Annotated in this window: 7 protein-coding genes; all 7 read right to left on the reverse strand. The window is 61.1% G+C overall.

The features are described from left to right. Positions 1 to 209 precede the first annotated feature (209 nt). On the reverse strand, positions 210 to 2,225 hold the full coding sequence (locus JF539_RS17560) for a pentapeptide repeat-containing protein (RefSeq protein WP_207141989.1): 2,016 nt from the start codon (positions 2,223 to 2,225) through the stop codon (positions 210 to 212). A gap of 14 nt (positions 2,226 to 2,239) precedes the next feature. Next, positions 2,240 to 3,514, reverse strand: a complete 1,275-nt coding sequence (locus tag JF539_RS17565) for a hypothetical protein (RefSeq protein WP_207141990.1) — start codon at positions 3,512 to 3,514, stop codon at positions 2,240 to 2,242. Positions 3,515 to 3,525: 11 nt separating this feature from the next. Next, positions 3,526 to 4,632: a trypsin-like serine peptidase gene (locus JF539_RS17570; protein WP_207141991.1), complete on the reverse strand. Its 1,107-nt coding sequence runs from the start codon at positions 4,630 to 4,632 to the stop codon at positions 3,526 to 3,528. Between the two features lie 260 nt (positions 4,633 to 4,892). After that, a complete protein-coding gene (locus tag JF539_RS17575; protein ID WP_207141992.1) occupies positions 4,893 to 8,153 on the reverse strand; it encodes a hypothetical protein in 3,261 nt (1,086 codons plus the stop codon). Next, positions 8,150 to 10,285 (reverse strand): trypsin-like serine peptidase, encoded by a 2,136-nt coding sequence (locus JF539_RS17580; RefSeq protein ID WP_207141993.1) that lies wholly within the window; start codon positions 10,283 to 10,285, stop codon positions 8,150 to 8,152. The genes JF539_RS17575 and JF539_RS17580 overlap by 4 nt, the downstream gene beginning before the upstream one ends. Beyond that, the gene (locus tag JF539_RS17585; protein ID WP_207141994.1) at positions 10,286 to 11,413 is read right to left on the reverse strand and encodes a trypsin-like serine peptidase; all 1,128 of its coding nucleotides are present in this window, start codon (positions 11,411 to 11,413) and stop codon (positions 10,286 to 10,288) included. Beyond that, positions 11,410 to 15,162, reverse strand: coding sequence for a DNA/RNA non-specific endonuclease (locus JF539_RS17590; protein ID WP_207141995.1), 3,753 nt, complete (start codon positions 15,160 to 15,162; stop codon positions 11,410 to 11,412). Before JF539_RS17590 ends, JF539_RS17585 begins: the two co-directional genes overlap by 4 nt. Positions 15,163 to 16,278: the final 1,116 nt, after the last annotated feature.

Below are 16,278 nucleotides of genomic sequence, written 5' to 3' on the forward strand. Positions count from 1 at the left end.
GTTGCATTCTTGAAGCGAAATGCACTTTTCGCTATAATCTTGCCGAAAGGATTACGTGATGCTGCGAAAGTTTAAAAATCTGAGCCTCATTCGTATGGCGACGGTCTGTGCTGTCTTGGCGATTGCGGTGTCTTTCGGCGGTGCCCTGAAGAACACAGCTGAAGCGAGCCCGTGCCCGAACAACAGCTGCCTCTACGCGCGCTGAAGCCTTATTTGCAATCCAACTTCAGCGGGATGTCGAGAAGCACACGCTCGTGCGTTGGCTTGAAGAGCTTGTCCTGGCCGGTTTCGCAAATGGTTTTTGCGACCAGCGCTGTCGCTTCGGGATCGCCCGTCTCCGGGTCGCTGTTTCCCTTGAGGGCCGCCCAGAAATAATACAGCCATTTCGGATCCATCGGCACGACGCTGCCCTGCTCAGTCCTTTTCGTCTGAACCGGAGGAGACTGACGAGGGTCAATGGTCAGAAACTCCCGAAAGACCGTCACCGCCTCCGTGTAGCGCCCTTTCTGCAAAAGAATATAACCGAGCGTATTGGCGACAGAATGCGGTGTCTTTGCCATGGCAAGCGCCTCGCGGGCGATGTTCTCGGCATCTCCGCCCGCCGAAACGCCATAGACGGCACCGTTGATCGCCTTTGACCAGGCCCAGCTGTTGCGGGCGTCCACCAGCCGGTCTTCCAGCAGAGACTTGTCGTATTTGGCAACGCCGGTGATGTCGATCTGTTCGTAGAGTGTCAGCGCGCGCCGAACGTCCAGCCCTTTTTCCAGGTCCTGTGCTGCCCGGTATTTGGCAAATTGTTCGTTTTCGAGGATCTGCTTTAACGGATAGTCCGTGTTCAGGCGCTCAAACTCCTCTTCGTCCCAGTGGGCTGTCCACCAGGCAAACAAGGGCTCGTGGAGGGTGACGACCGCGCCATCGAAGTTGGCGCCGGTGACGTCGGCGTAGTCGAACACGGTATCCCGGATGTCCGCGCCCCTGAAACTGGCATTCCTGAGATTGGCCTCGACATAGCTCGTGCCGACAATCTCCGTGCCGTCAAAATGACTGCCCTCGAGATTTGTGCTCTGGAAAAAGGCGTTCGATATCTTGCATCCCGTGAAGCTCGCCTGCCGTGCATCGGCGGCTTTGAACGACGTAAAATTATAGCCGGAACCCTGCGGCTCCGGGTGGGTGCTCGTCATCTCGCAATCGTCGAAGATCGCGCCGAGCAATGTGGCGTTGAGAAACCGGGCATCCTGGAGGGAGGCGCGCGCGAATGTCAGCTCCGGCGCTCCGGGACGCCGGATACCCTGCATCTGCAGCGCAATCAGCCTGGCTTCCGTCAGGTTGATGGGAAAGTCGACTTCCTCGTAGAAGAGGTCGAGATAATCGATCGTTCTTCCGGAGAAGAGATCGATCGACTTGATGTCCTTCAGTTTCCTGAGAGCGGCGACACGGTTGGCCACGGCCTCAAGATCCGCCGGGTCCGCTTTGGCCACCACCCGTTCGATTTCGTTGCGGTTCAGAGAGTGCACGAGAATGGCGTCAATTTCCCCCCACGAGGCGTAGGTTAGCGCGGAACCGAGGAGGATTGCACCGAAGAGGCTCAAGGCGTACTTGAACCTCTTGATCTTCTGGTCATAGGCCTTGCTCGCATCGAGGTAGGAGGCGATATCGGGGTCGCGCCGGCCATAGCCGGCATCGATCGCCGTCTGGAGTGCTTTTCCGCGAATGAGATAGTCCCTGGACCGGCCCCTGGTGCGCCATTGGCGGGCAAAGGAACTCAGCCGGATGAGTTCGCGGCTGTCCCGAAGGGTTTCCGCGGATACCTCTTCTTCTTCCTGATCGCTATCTCCGGGCTGCAGGTCCAGGTCGGAAGGCGCGGAAGGCGCGTCGTCCGGTGCCGGGACGAGAGGTTGAGACGGTGCCGGCCCTTCGCCCGCCGGCGGGGTTTGCCGGTCCTCGTAAGGCGCGATACGGGGCAGGGTTGCCGTCAGCTTGCGTGTCGGCGCGAGAAAAAGAAGCTGGGCCGACCAGTAGTCAAGCTTTGCCTGCGCGGATTCGCGATCCCGCGCGCGCCGCAACCCGGAGCCGCTTTCGATCAGCGACTGCATCAGGCTTTCGATTTTTTTCAAGAGTGCGGGATCGGCCTCCTTGCCAGGCTTGGCCGTCTCGACCTGTCGCTTGAGCGCGGCATGTTCCTTTTCTAGGCCCAAGAGCGCCTTGTTGTCGGTGGATTTGAACATACGATGGCCCGCCGTCAGTGAAATGTCTGCTGAATGTTTTCGAGAATGGCGTTCAGTCCTGCGAGGCCCGCCAGTTCGGCGGCGACTTTCACCGCCTGCAGATCGGCTTCTTTTGTCGCAAAATCCCGGTAGTCCAGCAGCCTGTCCCGCAGATCTTCCAGAGCACCCGGCAGCCCGGCCTCCGCGCGCAGCTTCGCTTCCTCCACGGCGGCATGCCGGTCCTCTTCGTCGCGGGTACCGGCTTCCGTGCCGGTGTCCTCGGCGGCAAGAAGGCAAAGGGTCCGCACCATGGTCCGCGATACGGGCCAGTCCGTGGCCGCCGCGACGAGCCAGCGGTCGTTTCTGCGTCCGTCCTGAAGCGAAATTCTGTCGATCAGCGCATCGAGGTCTTTCACCGCGTCGAGCCAGCGGGTGTAGATATCCCCCTTGTGCAACACGATGCCGCGGCAGTTCAGCATGGGGCGCTTGAACGGATCGGTCTGCAGGGCGACATAGCGCAAGATGACCGCAATGTGCTCGAACGAAACGCAGTGCGAATGCTGCAGGACGGGCAGGAGAAGCAGACCCGTCAGCGGCTTCAGCATATAGTTCACCACATTGGCGGCGCTTTGCAGCTGGGCCCTGTCGCCCGTCTGAACGGCATTGCTGAAAATCTGGACGGCTCTGTCGAGGCCGTCCCGATGCCGGGGGTCGAGGTCGCCGTTGCAGATCGTGTCGAGCTTCTCTTTGATCCGCTTCAGACGGTCCGCGATCTCCATTGCCGGGTCATCGGCCGCCGCCGGTCCGGCAGGCGCTTCCCCGTTGAAATTTTGCAGCAGGCGATCCAGATCGCCGGCAAGGTCAATCAGGTCCTTGAGCACGCCCGGATGATGGAGGGAGCCGGCAACATGGGCCACGAAGCGCCCAAGATATTGCTGCATCGCCTGTTGCAACGGTTCCTGGTTCCGGTGCGCGTCCAGCGTTTCCGCAATCATGCGCACTGCCGCCGCGACATCCTGCATTTTCCGGCTCTCTGTCCGGATCTTGTCGACAAGTGTCGCGCGCAGGTCTTCATCGACATTGCTCAGCCGCGCCAGGTTCATGAAAAAGGCTGCAATGGTTCCGTGACGCAGGAAGTAATTGATGCATTCCTGAGCGAACTTGTATTCCGACTGACCGTCCGCATAGACTTTCGCGTAGACACCCTCCTTGGGATACAAGGCTTCCAGGACGATCTTCAGGTCTTCTTTTGTCAGCTTGTAGGTTATTGCCGTTGCAAAAGCGCTTGAATCCAGGGTTTCGAAAAACATGGCCCATCCTTTCAGCCGAGATGGCTTTCCTTGCCGGCGCTTTTGATCTTCTGGCGAATGAGATGCGCGGGAATGCCCTGGTTGAAGACCGGCGTGCCCCAAGCCGGGTCGCCGAGATGATGCAGCGCGACCAGGGCCCATTCCATCGTCAGGCACGGGGAACCGGACGACCCGTTCAGCGTGTTGGTCGAGTATCGGATCCGCTCCGGAACAGGTGAGGCGAGCACCGCTTCGGTGTCGATCGCCAGTTTCATGGGCAAGCCGTCCGGGTGCTGCACGATAATCAGCGGATCTCCGGTCCGCAGATTTGCTTCTTCGGCGGGAAGCGTGATCCATCCGCGCTCCTCGCCGGCAACGAATTCGCTGCCGATGGGCCGGTCGAGCGCCAGCAGGGCAAAATCCAGTTCGTTGGCCGTCGGCGGCGGATCGTCAGGCGTTTCGGTTTTCTCGGCCTTCGCATAAGGGCTGAAGGCGAGGGGAGCATTGCCGCTGACGGACACGGCAACTCCCTCGTCCCGCCCGCCAGAGGCCAATACCTGGTAGTCGAAGCGGCAGTCGATTTGCTCGGTGCTGGCATGCTCGACGACATGCCAGTTGGTCAGCACGCAATCGGGCCCGACGAGAAACCCGGTGCCCGCTGCCGCGCCGCCGATTTCGACCCGGCAGACCCGCCGCTGCACTCTCAGAAGGTTCTTTGCCCAGGTGCCGATGTTCTGGTGATGAAGGTGCGGCTTGATCACCCGTTGAAGCCCGGGAGCGTAGCTCCCCGACGAAACCGAAGCTTCGGCAACCCCGGTCCTCTGCATGGCAAATTCGGGAGGGGCCTGACTGGCCAGGTCGACGATTTCCGGAAACAGAAGGGCGATTTCGATGCGAACGTCGTTCCGGTTCGGTCTTTTCCGGTAGACCTCCGCCAGAAATTCCCGGGTAATTCCCTCCAGTTCGGTCTCTTTCAGAAAATCCTGAATGGTCCGCTGCAGCGGCTTTCCTTCGCCGACCCAGAATTCGAAGAGGCCGTCGCCGGTGCTGAGTTCCACGATGTCTTCAAGATCGTCCTTGCTCAAGGTGCCGGCTAATAACCGGGCCAGATCCTGAACTTGTTTTGGAGTGAGCGTCATTGTTCACGCCATCCCTATATTTAAATCAAGAGCCCTGCGCCAAATAATGCTGTCGAGGTTGCAGGCTGTTTTTCATACTACCGAATGCCTTGGCCGGGAGACACCAACTTGCCCCTGCTGAAATTTCAATTCATGGTTGAGGATTGAATGTAAATACTGTCAAAACAGACAATCGGAAGGTCGCAATCGTGACCCCGCGTACCGGCCCGGATCGATGCCGCGGCCCGGCTGGCCCTGTCTGATCCCGGGACATTTCACAGTCAGGCAGGCGCTGCGGATTGTGTGTCTTGCTGTACGCTGCCCCGGATTTCGAGCAGGGCCCTCATGCACGCGCCCCCGTCGTGCGGCTTGTAATCCATCAGCAGCCGTTCGATCGCACCGCCAAGATCCGATGCGTTGTCGGCCCAGGTCAGAAAGCCGACGACATCGCGCGGCGCCTTCGCTTTCCGCTTGAAGAGGCCTTGTGTCCAGCTGTTCTGGGCTTCGAGATTGTAGTGGTCGCCGTCCAGCCGCCTTTGCACCCTGTCTTGCCAGGTCCCGCTCAGACCGTCCGCAAGCAGATAGGCGAAAGGTACAATCCATTCGGGCTGCCGCAATCCGACATAGGTGCTGAACGTTTCGGCCATGTCCGGATTGTCGCCTGCTTCCTGCGCATATGTCTTGAAGGTGTTTGAAAGCAGGGCAAGGGTGTCCCGATCGGTGATCGTGAATTTCCCGTTGCGAGGCAGCTCCGACGAACGCGTCAGCTCCAGGAGGCGCCGCGTCCGGCTGTCCGGTTGCGATGAGCGGCTGCGCGAGCGAATGAACTTCTCGAACACCGGGGCTATGACGGCGAATTCCGCCAGCGACATGCCTTTCAGCACACGGGACGATTCCAGCAGACACCAGGTGGCGAGGGCTTGCGGCCGGCATTTCACGCCGTGAACGACGAGCGTGCGCAGCGCGATTTCGACGGACCTGGAAGACGTGGTTCTGGATAACTGGCTTTCGCAGAGCTGGTCGTCGATCATATGCGCAAGTTTCGGGTCGTATTGCCTGGCCACAACGAGAGCCATGGACAAGGCCTGCCAGTTCTTGCGCCCGCGTGCCTCCGCGATGCGCTCAATCAGTTGCGGGTAGAAGTCTTCCCACCAATTGGCCGGAGTGCGTCCGGCTTCGGTGAGGCGGGCTGCCAGAAATGCAAACAGAAAGTCTTCCGTCGGTCCGGACGGCAGGATGAGCCGGTCGAACTCGAGACAGTTCCAGAAACCGCCTTTGACCTGCAGAAATTGATGGGCACCGTGTGGTCCTGACGGCTGCCTGCCTGTCTGGAGCGCAAGCAGGACACGCGGTTCTATCTGACGGTCGTCAAGGCTGATCAGGCTGGTTCCGGCCCGGTCCAGATGTTGCCACAACAAGGTCGGGGGCAGCTTTTTCATTTGCTCCAGCGCCATCGGCCGCTCGGCAAACCGGGCTTCAAGCAGACTCCAGCCGGGGGTGCCGGTCTCCATGTCGCTCCGGGCATCAGCGAGCTGGTCGAGCACCCAATCCCGGTCCTGAAGCCAATCGATATCCTCCGGCCGTCCGCGCAACAGCCGGTAATAAGCCTCTTCCACCGCGTCGAATGACGACCGCGATCCGAAATAGTCGACCAGGGCATCCACGACGCGGTCGAACCGTGCCTGGTCGTGACGACGCATCATCGGCAGCGTACGCGCCCTGAGGTCGCGGCGATGCCGCAGCAGGCCATCTTCGTTCTCGACGATCCAGCCTTCGTGGGAGAGGGTTTCAAACGCCTGCAAGGCATTCTCCGGGGAGAGGCGGCAAAGTCCGGCGAGCAGGTTCCGGACAAGGTCCCGCGAAACGGTGCGCGCCACCAGTCCCGGCCAGGCAAGCTTCTGTGCGTCCGTGTCTCGAATGTGATCCAGAATGCGGCGCTCGTATAGGGCTCCGACGAACCCGTCATCGGCGCGTTCGCCCATCGCCTCGATGTCCTTGATCAGGGCAGGCCGGTTCTCAGGCTCTGTGTCCCGGACGATTTCCACCGCAAGACGCAACGTCAGGGGCTCCCGCCTGATTTCGGGACTGGTGCTTTTCCCGGCGAGCTTTGTCGTCCAGGCATCGTTCCAGTCGGAACCGAGCAGCTTGTTGCCGAGACGGCTCACCATCTCGCGGGCATCCCGGACGGCGAATGCCTTGAGCTCGAGCTGCTTCCGTTCAAAGTCGAGCCCCCGGGCAAAGATCAGCTCGTCAAGACCGCTTCGCCCGGCTGCAGCGACGCAAAGCTCCGGAAATCCCGTATCGGTCATGCCCTGCAGCAATGTGGTCACCCCGTTCATCGCGGCGGGGTCGGCCTGCACAATTTCCATCGTATCGAGCGTCAGCAAGAAGGTGCTCGCGCCGCACGCATCCAGCACCATCGAGACGATGTCCCGGAAACGGGTGTAGTAGGTGTGGGACGGACTGATGGCCTTGCTGGCCAGAGCGGCCCTGATGTCCCGGCGCAGACTTTGCGTGAGCTCTTCAAAATCGGGAAACAGGATTCCCACCTGCCGGGCCATCTCCACCAGAAGCTGTTCCGGGCTGCGCGGCTGCAGGGAGGCGCGGTCAAAATCGAGAAACGCGAACGGAAACCGCGTCTCTTCGGACCGGGCGTGGTCGTAGACGAATTTTGCGACCAGCGTGGATTTGCCCAATCCGCCCGGGGCCTCGATCGTGATCAGCCTTGGCTTGCGGCCGGTCAGGCTGTCTGACGCATAGCTTAATATCCGGTCGGTCCCGCGGGTCAGGGCCTCGGACAGGCTTTCCGAACCCAGAACGTCCACGAACGCCCGAAGCGTCGTCATTTCCTTGTCTCGCCCGACAAACCGGTCATTTTGGCCGCCGGGCTGGCCCTGATCCAGGCCGATCATGATGCTCAGCGGATCCAGCAATTCGGAGAGTGCCATCTGGCGTCTGCATTCCTGCAGGCTCGGCGCGTTCTTCGCCAGCATCGACACGCCTTCCAGCGCCGCTCGCGCCAATGTCAGCGCCCGAAGTTTCACGATCCCCAGCCTGCCCGGGTCCGTTTGAACGTTCCCGCGCAACAATCCGCGCAGATAGGCGTTTTTCAACGCCTGCCGGTCGGGATCCGGGTCATGCAAAATGCGGGCGTCTTCCTGTTCGATGCGCCCGAGGACTTCGTGAATGTCTTCGCTTGCGGCAGGATGATCGAGGATACGCCTGCGCTCGACCTCGTGCAGCTGCAGCTGCTTTGTCCGCCCGCCCGGAACGAGAGCCGCGTTCGCGGCGACCCAGCCGGTTTCCCGGGCACTCAGCCCGATGGTTTCGGGATCGAATTCGAAGGACAGCGCCGCCGTCACCAGACCCCGCGAGATTGGCCGGTCATCCGCCGGATCGCTCTTTTCCAGCCTGGAACGGATCGACTGCGCCCAGCGGTCCATCGATTGCAGCACTTGTCCGCCACCGACTTTAAGGGCTTCCTGCCGCATGTCCGGGTCGGTCAGGAGCTGTGCCAGAAACTTTCGGGAGGATTCCCTCATAGCGCATGCTCCTGAACCTCGTAGTCCCGCCTGATCTTGTAGCTGACAAGTTCCTGGCAGAGCGACAGCGCCGTTTCTGGCGTCTCGTCCTGCATGCGCGTCAGGAACAGCTCGACATTCGCAAGCAGCGTGTCGACCTGGCTGGACAGAGCCTCGTCGGTGATTTCAAAATCGCAATCCTCATAGGCGCTGGAAAAGACCGTCTTGACGGCTTCGGAGGAAGGCAGGGTGTTTTCAAGATGCTCGATGGTGACTTCTTCGTTCATCAGGAAATCCGGGACATATCCCAGGAAGAGCCAGCGAATGTCCTTGCGGACATCCCGTATCGAACTTTCCATGATATCCGCGCCTACCAGGCCAGACACGAAACTCTTCACGTGGGAGGACATGGAGCGGACATTCAGATCGTCGAGAGCGATCCAGGTTCTCGACCACCTGTTGCCCCGTTCGATCACGTCGGGCACGGCTGTGGCGAGTTTCCGGATTTCCTCCGGCGCGCCGGCTCCCATGAGATCAAGCGCCGCCTTCGCCTGTTCCGTCCTGTTGACCGTGTGCTGCCTGTGCTTTTCGAGCAGGGCCGTGAACCAGAGGACCATCTTGTGGGAGGCCCAGCGGTCGACCTTGTCGCCATCGTCGGCCTCTCGCGGCAGTTCCGTGCCAGGACGGGCCGGCATGTTCTCCAGTTCGCCTTTCGGAATACCGTAGGCCTCCGCGAGCGCTGTTACAAAATCCTCCAGCCTGTCCGGAAGCAGTTCGGTGTCGCCGCCCAGCACGACGACAATGTTTGTCGCCTGAACGCTCGTCGCCGATTTCAGGATCTCCGTCGAGAAGGTTTTGCCACACCCCGGGTCTCGGCCTTCCGTCGCGTAGATCCGTTCGCTGCGGGAAAGCGGACGGTCTTCGACGGTGAGGGACATGTTGATCCAGTCCTGCAACACCTCCCGTCCGAAAATGGGCGACAGCGCCCCGTCAGCCGTGTCGATCCGCCAGGCCCTTCGATACCGGCCTCCGTTCAGGACGGAATTGCCAAGCATGTTCCGTATCAAGGGGGCAATGGCGTCGAACCGGATGGCCTGGTTCCCTTCGGCGGGTCCGTTCGGGGCGTAATAGGCGTTGTGGACACCGATGACCCGCAGGTCGCTGTTTAGGCAGGGGGCGCCGGACGTTCCCTGCATGCTCTCGATCTCGGACACCATGCGCGTGTTGCAAGGGGAGAGACGACAGATCCGGCCAAAATCCCACTTGCGCGGCGAGCCGCTCGGATGCTGCGGCATGATGATCCTGCTGCCGTTCCGGTAATCGGCCGGGCTGACCGGCTCGAAGCTCAACCACCCCCTGCGGCTGAGGTAACCGGGGCGGACCGGCCGGTTGCCGACGGCTTCCGCAAGCCGGATTAGCGCAAAGTCCAGCTTCCCTCGTAAATCGTCGATATCTTGCTGCGACAGCTCGTCCCGCGTCCCGTCCCAGTCAATCGCGTCGCTCGAAACGACATGCCAGTCCTTGTGGAACTTCACCACACGAACCATGGCCATGCTGTTCAGTTTGCCGTAGTCGGAGATCACCTCGCCGCTGGTAAAATCGAAAACCGCACAAAATTTCAGATCCTCATCGGGCCGCCACCGCAACGCTTCCGAGACAACATGCCTTGACGTCAGGACAAGATCCGGGCCGACGAGGAAGCCGGTGCCCGAAGTGGTTGCGGGAACGCCCCTTTTGTCGATCTCACCCACGATGCAGCACACGCGCGGACCCAGCTCCTTGACGGCGGAGGCCAGTTTTTCGTCGGACAGAAAGTGATCGCGCCGCTGCAGAAGCGCCTGGTGATTTTTTCCCCCCAATCGTGCCGATCTCGTATGGGGACCAACGGCTGCCTGGAAATCCGGCGACCAGGACATTTCGAAATAAAGCTCTTCGGCAACGTCGCAGGCGAATTCACACTCGTTGAGAAGACCGGCGAAGGCCATCGCCAGCGTCAGTTTGGTATCCGACGCACCGACCAGATGGCGCTTCTTGAACGTTTCGATATCTTCGACGAGCCTGGCCTCCAGCACGAAGCGTTCAAGCCGGCCGGGATGAAGATAGCTTGCACAGGCTTCGCCAAATTTCTTCAGGTCTTCCGCGTTCAATTTCATCTAGAGCATTGCTCCAAGCACCGGATGCTGCCGCAGCGCTTCTGCCGAAATGGCCCGGTTGCCGGCAACCTGGTCTCCCCAGTAGTGAAGTCCATAGACCGCCTGATCCATGAAACCGTGGAGGGCGGACCCGGAAAACCCGCCTATCGTCGATGCATCGTGAACAATATTCTGCTGTCCCTGCACGTCGGGGTCCATCAATTTTCCGAAACTCACCCGCTTGCGCTCGTCCGGTTCGCCGAACACCATTTGAATGTTATCGGGCACATATTTCAACTTTCCCGGATGCCCGACGATGTAGAGGCGGTCGATTTCGTAGACGTCTTTCTGCGTGACGGGCAAAGGATCGGGTGCCACGCCGCTGACCGGCTCGACCTTCAGGACGGCCGCGTCTACCGGATCGGAGTCTCCGGCGACAAAGGGGATGTCCGTGATCCGGTATTTCGCCTGCCGGGGCGCTCCGTCGTCGAATGCAAAATCCAGCAGCACCTCGTATTCGCGTTTCAGCCTGGCCTGGGTCGTGCCGGGGACGCGCCGGGCAAGGCGTGTGCCCGTCGGGGGAAAGAGGACATGCCGGTTGGTCAGCGCCAGATCGGGCTTGATCAGAAACGCCGTTCCCTGAACCCAGGAGAAGCTTTGAAGCAGCGTGTCGCGGACCCAGACCGCCGATGACGCGGCAGTGGTCTTTTGCAGCTTGGCGCGGTGCTCGTCCGCCAGCATCACCCACAGATCGGCATCCGGATACTGGCGGATGTCCTCAAGCTCGTCGCCCATGACCCGCACCGCGGGCCGGCCGCGCACATGAATGACCGCCTCGAGTGCGACGGTCTCCTCGAAGCTGAGCGCGCCGTCCGGGCTCCCATCGATGCTTTCCAGGCCTTTTTGCGCCGTGGCGACGATAGACCGCGCCACTCCCTCCGCTTCAATCTGGCTCATCCTGGATCGGCCCGCCGACGTCCCGCGCAGGCGGCTGGCAATAGCCGTGATGTCCCGCTGGCCGGGCGAAGAACCGCCGCCGCCCGTGGATTCCTGGCCGCCTCCCTCACCGACGCCTTCGCCACCGCCGGATGAAAACAGTCTGCGAATCCGCTTCGGGGATTTTTCGAAGTCAAAGCCGTCGTTGCTCATCTGACACCTCCGCTGCGGACCAGGTCCAGAACGTCACCCTGCAGCATTGTCTTCAGGCCGCCAGAAACGCGCATGGGAGGCTGGGCCTCCAGGCTGCGCGAAGCGCGTTTCCGCACGCGCGAGGCATCGAGGCCGACACAGGCAAGTTCCAGTTCGCTTTGCTTGTCCCGAAGCACCGGAGCCGCCGATTCCAGCCCGCCGCTGCCGGCAATCTCACGGAGCAGTTCCGCGACGAGTTCGCCTGACGATCGCGTGCGTTCGACGATTGTTTCGAGCCCCAGAACCGCGTCCGGATCCCGTTTGACAAGCGCTTCGGCATCGATGATGCCGGCACCGTAATTGTCCGTGTCGAATCCGGCAGGCACGCGCGCGGTCGACGCGATCATCGCCCTGAACTGGTCCTGAAGCGTCTGCCCCGGACGCAGCTTCGCGATGAGGGCGTCGCGGCCGTGATGCGCCAGCCAGCAGGCCGCAATTCCGGCAAGGTGAGCCGTCGCAAAGGACGTGCCCTGCCCGCCGCCCACCTTCGACAGGTTCGTACTGTCACGGGCATCTGCCCTGAGGACGAGTTCCGCAGGACCGGATATGTCGACACTGCGGCCCGAGCAGGACCCTTTCCAGGGCAGATCTCTGAAATTGATGCCGCCGACGGCGATGACCTCGTCATAGCGCGCGGGCCAGACCACGGTCTCGACGCAGTTTCCGGCTGCCGAAAACACAATGATATTCGCCTTCACCGCCTTGCGCACCGCGCTGTGCAGGGCCCAGCTGGGCACACCGCCGAGGCTCATCGTGATGATATGGGCATCGTTGCGGCGTGCATGGTCGATGGCCTGGGCGACACGGCTCTGGTTGAAGACCGCGACGGACCGGATACACCTGACCGGCACGAGTTCCGCCTCCGGGGCCGTTCCGCGGACCTTGCCGGCTTCCGGGCTGGCGACAACGCTGCCGGTCGCCGTTCCGTGTCCCAGATTGCCGCTCCCGCGCAAGGGGTCGACAGGCCGCTGGCCCGGTTCGACAAAATTGGCGGATCTTGGATTGTCGGCCGCCCGGGGCGGCATCTCGGTATGGGCAGGCACCACTCCGGTGTCCGGCTGGAAAACGCGGATGCCCCGGCCTTTTGCCGGTTTGCCTTCCTGGCTGGAAAACGCCCAGGCCTCCGGCACGCCCGTCTTGGTGACCGCCCAGTCCGTGTCATCCGGCTTGATGTTGGGATCGTTCTCGTCCACCCAGCACCAGAAGGCGACATCGGAGCTTTCCGCGCTCCCTTCGATCGCCGGCGCTCCCCCGTCCGAATCGTAGTAGCGCGTGTCGAGATCGGGCTCGACGGTCTCCGCCTCGAGCCGGGTGCGGATGGCCCGGGCGACGTCGAAGAGATCCGCCCGGTCGTCCCAGACGACGCCGGGAATGTCGATTGCCCGGTAGCGGTCCAGGTCCGGATCGCTGTAGAACAGTCCGGCAACGTCGACGGTCAGACCGAGGAGGTCCTCGACCTCGGCCTTGACGGTCTGATCCGTCATCGACTTGCCGAGCGAGACGACGAAACGGACGGTATCGAAGTCCTCGAAACTCCGCTCCTCCGATTGCAGCTTCTGCCAGTCGGCAAGGATGTCCCCGATATCGATGCCGGGCGCTTCACCGCCCGTGTTTCCGGCCGCCTCGCCCGAACCGCCAGGCGGCGTCACGCCGGCTGCCTCCGCGAAGGCAACGGCTTCGTTCGTGCCGGACTGATCGGCGTTCCGGATGGTTTCGTGAAAGTCGATCTGCGCCAGATCCTCGATCACGCGGACCGGTCTCAGGGAACGTTTCCACTTTTGAGGGACGGCAAACTCCAGCGGGACATCGGAGAGGTCCTGTTCCAGCAGGAAGGCAAAGCTTTCGAGCTGGCCGTTTTTCTCGGCAACCACGACTTTCCAGTACTTCTCCGGGATGCGGACCCGGACGTCTCCTTCCAGGTCCACGCCCAGGAAAACCGGGTCGGCGTCGGCCAGAACCGGTCCGCCGAACACCACAAGCTTTTCTGTGTCGGCCTGCCGGAGGATCAGGTTCTCCAGATCGCCCCAATTGTCCTTGCCGCGGCTGGACCGATTGAAACCGAGCACCTGAGGCGAACAATTGGTAACGTGAAAGGTGTCGCCGTTGGCGTTCTGCATTTCTTCATAGGTGCGGCCCCAGGCCACATCGTCGCGGCGCACGATATGGCCTTTGTCGAAAGCGCCTTTGTCCTTGGTGAAGAACTTGTCCGGCAATTGTTCGGTCGCGAGAATGCGCTGATCGGAAAACCATTTTTCCTGATCGTTCGGTCCCAGTTTCCCCAGGCCGTCGCGCGTATAGTCGGCATTGGGACGGTTGCCGGGCCGCTTGGCGGCAGCGCTCGCATCGACATTGGCTGCCGTGAAGAGGGCAAGGCGCCGCTTCTTGTGCATGGCGAGCGAGAAATGGTGGTAGTGGAGCAGGTGTCCGCCGTCTTCCAGCCTGGCAAGGTCCTCCGGTTTCCTCGGGGTTGGCAGGGGAACGGCGGGGCCCAGAAAATCCGGATCGTATCCCGTGCGGGTGGAATAGTCCGTATCGTGGAAGGGTTCCAGCGCGCGCTCAGTCCCGTCGGTGGCGCTCAAGGCTCCGGTGGCAGCGGCGGCGGTGGTCACGCCCTCGCCGACCCTGATCGTGATTTCAAGCGGGATACTGAGTCTGATTTCACCGGTTTGCTGGGCCATCGCGCTGGTCCTGTCAGGTAATGGAGAAGAGCTGTTATCGGGCGCGGCCGCGGGAATGGCGGCCTCGGTGGCTTGCCAGTAGGCGTCCCAGGGGACGTCCGCCCGCTGCACGGGCCCGGAAAACCGGACACCGGTATCGATCACACGGCCGTCACGCGCCAGGTCTCCAGCGGCGACACAAAAATTGGCCGTGCCGTAGCTGCCGCCGAAATGGACTCCGAGAACGTCGCCGCTCTTGAGATCCAGCACGCAGGATCCCGAGTTCCCGCCGAGCGTCGAACTGTCATGGGTCAGCGCCTCGACCTCGTGGCGGTAGCTTTCCACCGGCGCGAGGGTCTTGAGGACTCCCGGCTGAAGCCGCTTGATCCCGTAGACGCCGTCGAAGACAAAATTCTGCACATCCGCGGGGTTGCGGGGGTCATAGGCAGGGAAGCCGACCAGCGCGACCTCCCGCTCGAGAAGGTTCGCGCCCGGCTCGGTCGACAGCTGTAGCGGATGCCTGCTCTGCCGAAGACCCTCGGTCCTGACGATGGCGACATCCCAGTAGGGATGGATCAGGACGACGGACGTGATCCTGATGTATTCCTGGTGCGTCGACCGGCGTTCGCGCAGGAAATCCACACCGCTCTCGACACCGGTGATGAACCGCAGACCGCTCGTGCCGATCCCCTCGCAGAACAATTCCGCCACGTGCCGGTTGGTCATCAGCAGGCCGTCGCCGACGACGAACGCGGTTCCGCCATATGGCACGGAGGGGTGGCCCGGCAGCTCGAGCCGGCCGATGCTTGGAAAGGCCTGCCGCAGCCTGTCGCGAACGGGCCCGTCATTCAGATGCAGCCAGTCCTGGTGCCGGGTCTCGTAGGAACCGTCGACAATGTCGATTGCCGGCCGCCGTTCCGGAATGATGATCGCTTCAAGGTGGAAGCGTTCCCGGTCGTTCAGTCGCTGGTCGCGGGCAAGTTTTTCAAGGGTCTGACGCGTCAGTGATCCTATCGCTCCGGCGGCTTCAAGGCCGCCGGGCTTTTCGATCATCTCCGCCAGATCTCCGCTCTGTGTCGTGCCTGAGAGAAAATTCTTAAGATTAAGTTCGTTGGTGTGCGACATCAATTCTACCCACCACAATCTCGCAAAACAAACGTCTATTCAAAAATACAATTTTAACGTTAGTAGATGCAACAACTAAATCTCAGAAGATAAACCGCTCCAGGTTTGCCGGAGGCTCCATGTGTGTATGCCCCGGTTCGTGCACTTCTCTTTTTCTGCTGTCGTGCATGCGCTCTAGTGGGGTCAAATGTCATGCCCGCTGGGGAGGCACTACGGCTGCTACTGGCCGTCATGGAGATACGCGGAGCAGGCGCAGCATGGAGGCCGTCGAGTTCGCAACACTCGAATGGGTCGATTGTTTCAACTTCAGGCGCGTGCCTTCAGTCGGGCCGTCGTCGTTGATTACTAACAATGCGAGCGGTCAGGAAAGCCGACGGGAACGACATCTTCCACCTTCCATTGTCAGGAACCGGGCAGTCAACTTACCGTCCCATTTTGGTCATTCGTTCCGACCGCAGCGAAAGACGGCTCCTACCGCCCATTCTTGGCCTTCGCTCGCCGCGCAACGAATGGCTGCTTTAAGGACAAGTTGGAGAACCGCTGATTGCCCGCCTTGGGGCCGCAAAGCTGCCAGTCGCCGGACGAAGGCTCGTCAAGTCCGAGGCACTACTACGTTGGTTGCTATTTTGCGGCAATGGAGCTGCAATCTATGACCGCGCCGAACCGTTACCATCAGGCTCATAGTCATGAGCAGTGCGATTTCGCAGATACTCGTGGTTTTTGAATGATTTAGAGTATTCTAGCGTATGATCTGGTAGCGGAGGACCGCTACCGTCAATCCCCACACCTACCCGAAATACGCTACAGGCTCCGCCTGTTCTCGCGACTTCTCGCGGCATAGTCATGCAGTCCATCTAACTGGTTTGGGGCCGTGATGAGATTGACGGCTTTCGGATACGCAAACATCGAAGCGGTCATTCACTCGGTTCATATGCGGGGACGAATTTGGTCCAAAGCGGGCAATCACATGCTGACGTACTGCACCGTTGCATCCCGCCGAAGCTTCCGTTTACTTAATCTGCGAAGACAGCGGCACACTTGATG

The sequence above is a fragment of the Roseibium aggregatum genome, from assembly GCF_017309185.1.
GTDB lineage: Bacteria > Pseudomonadota > Alphaproteobacteria > Rhizobiales > Stappiaceae > Roseibium > Roseibium aggregatum_B.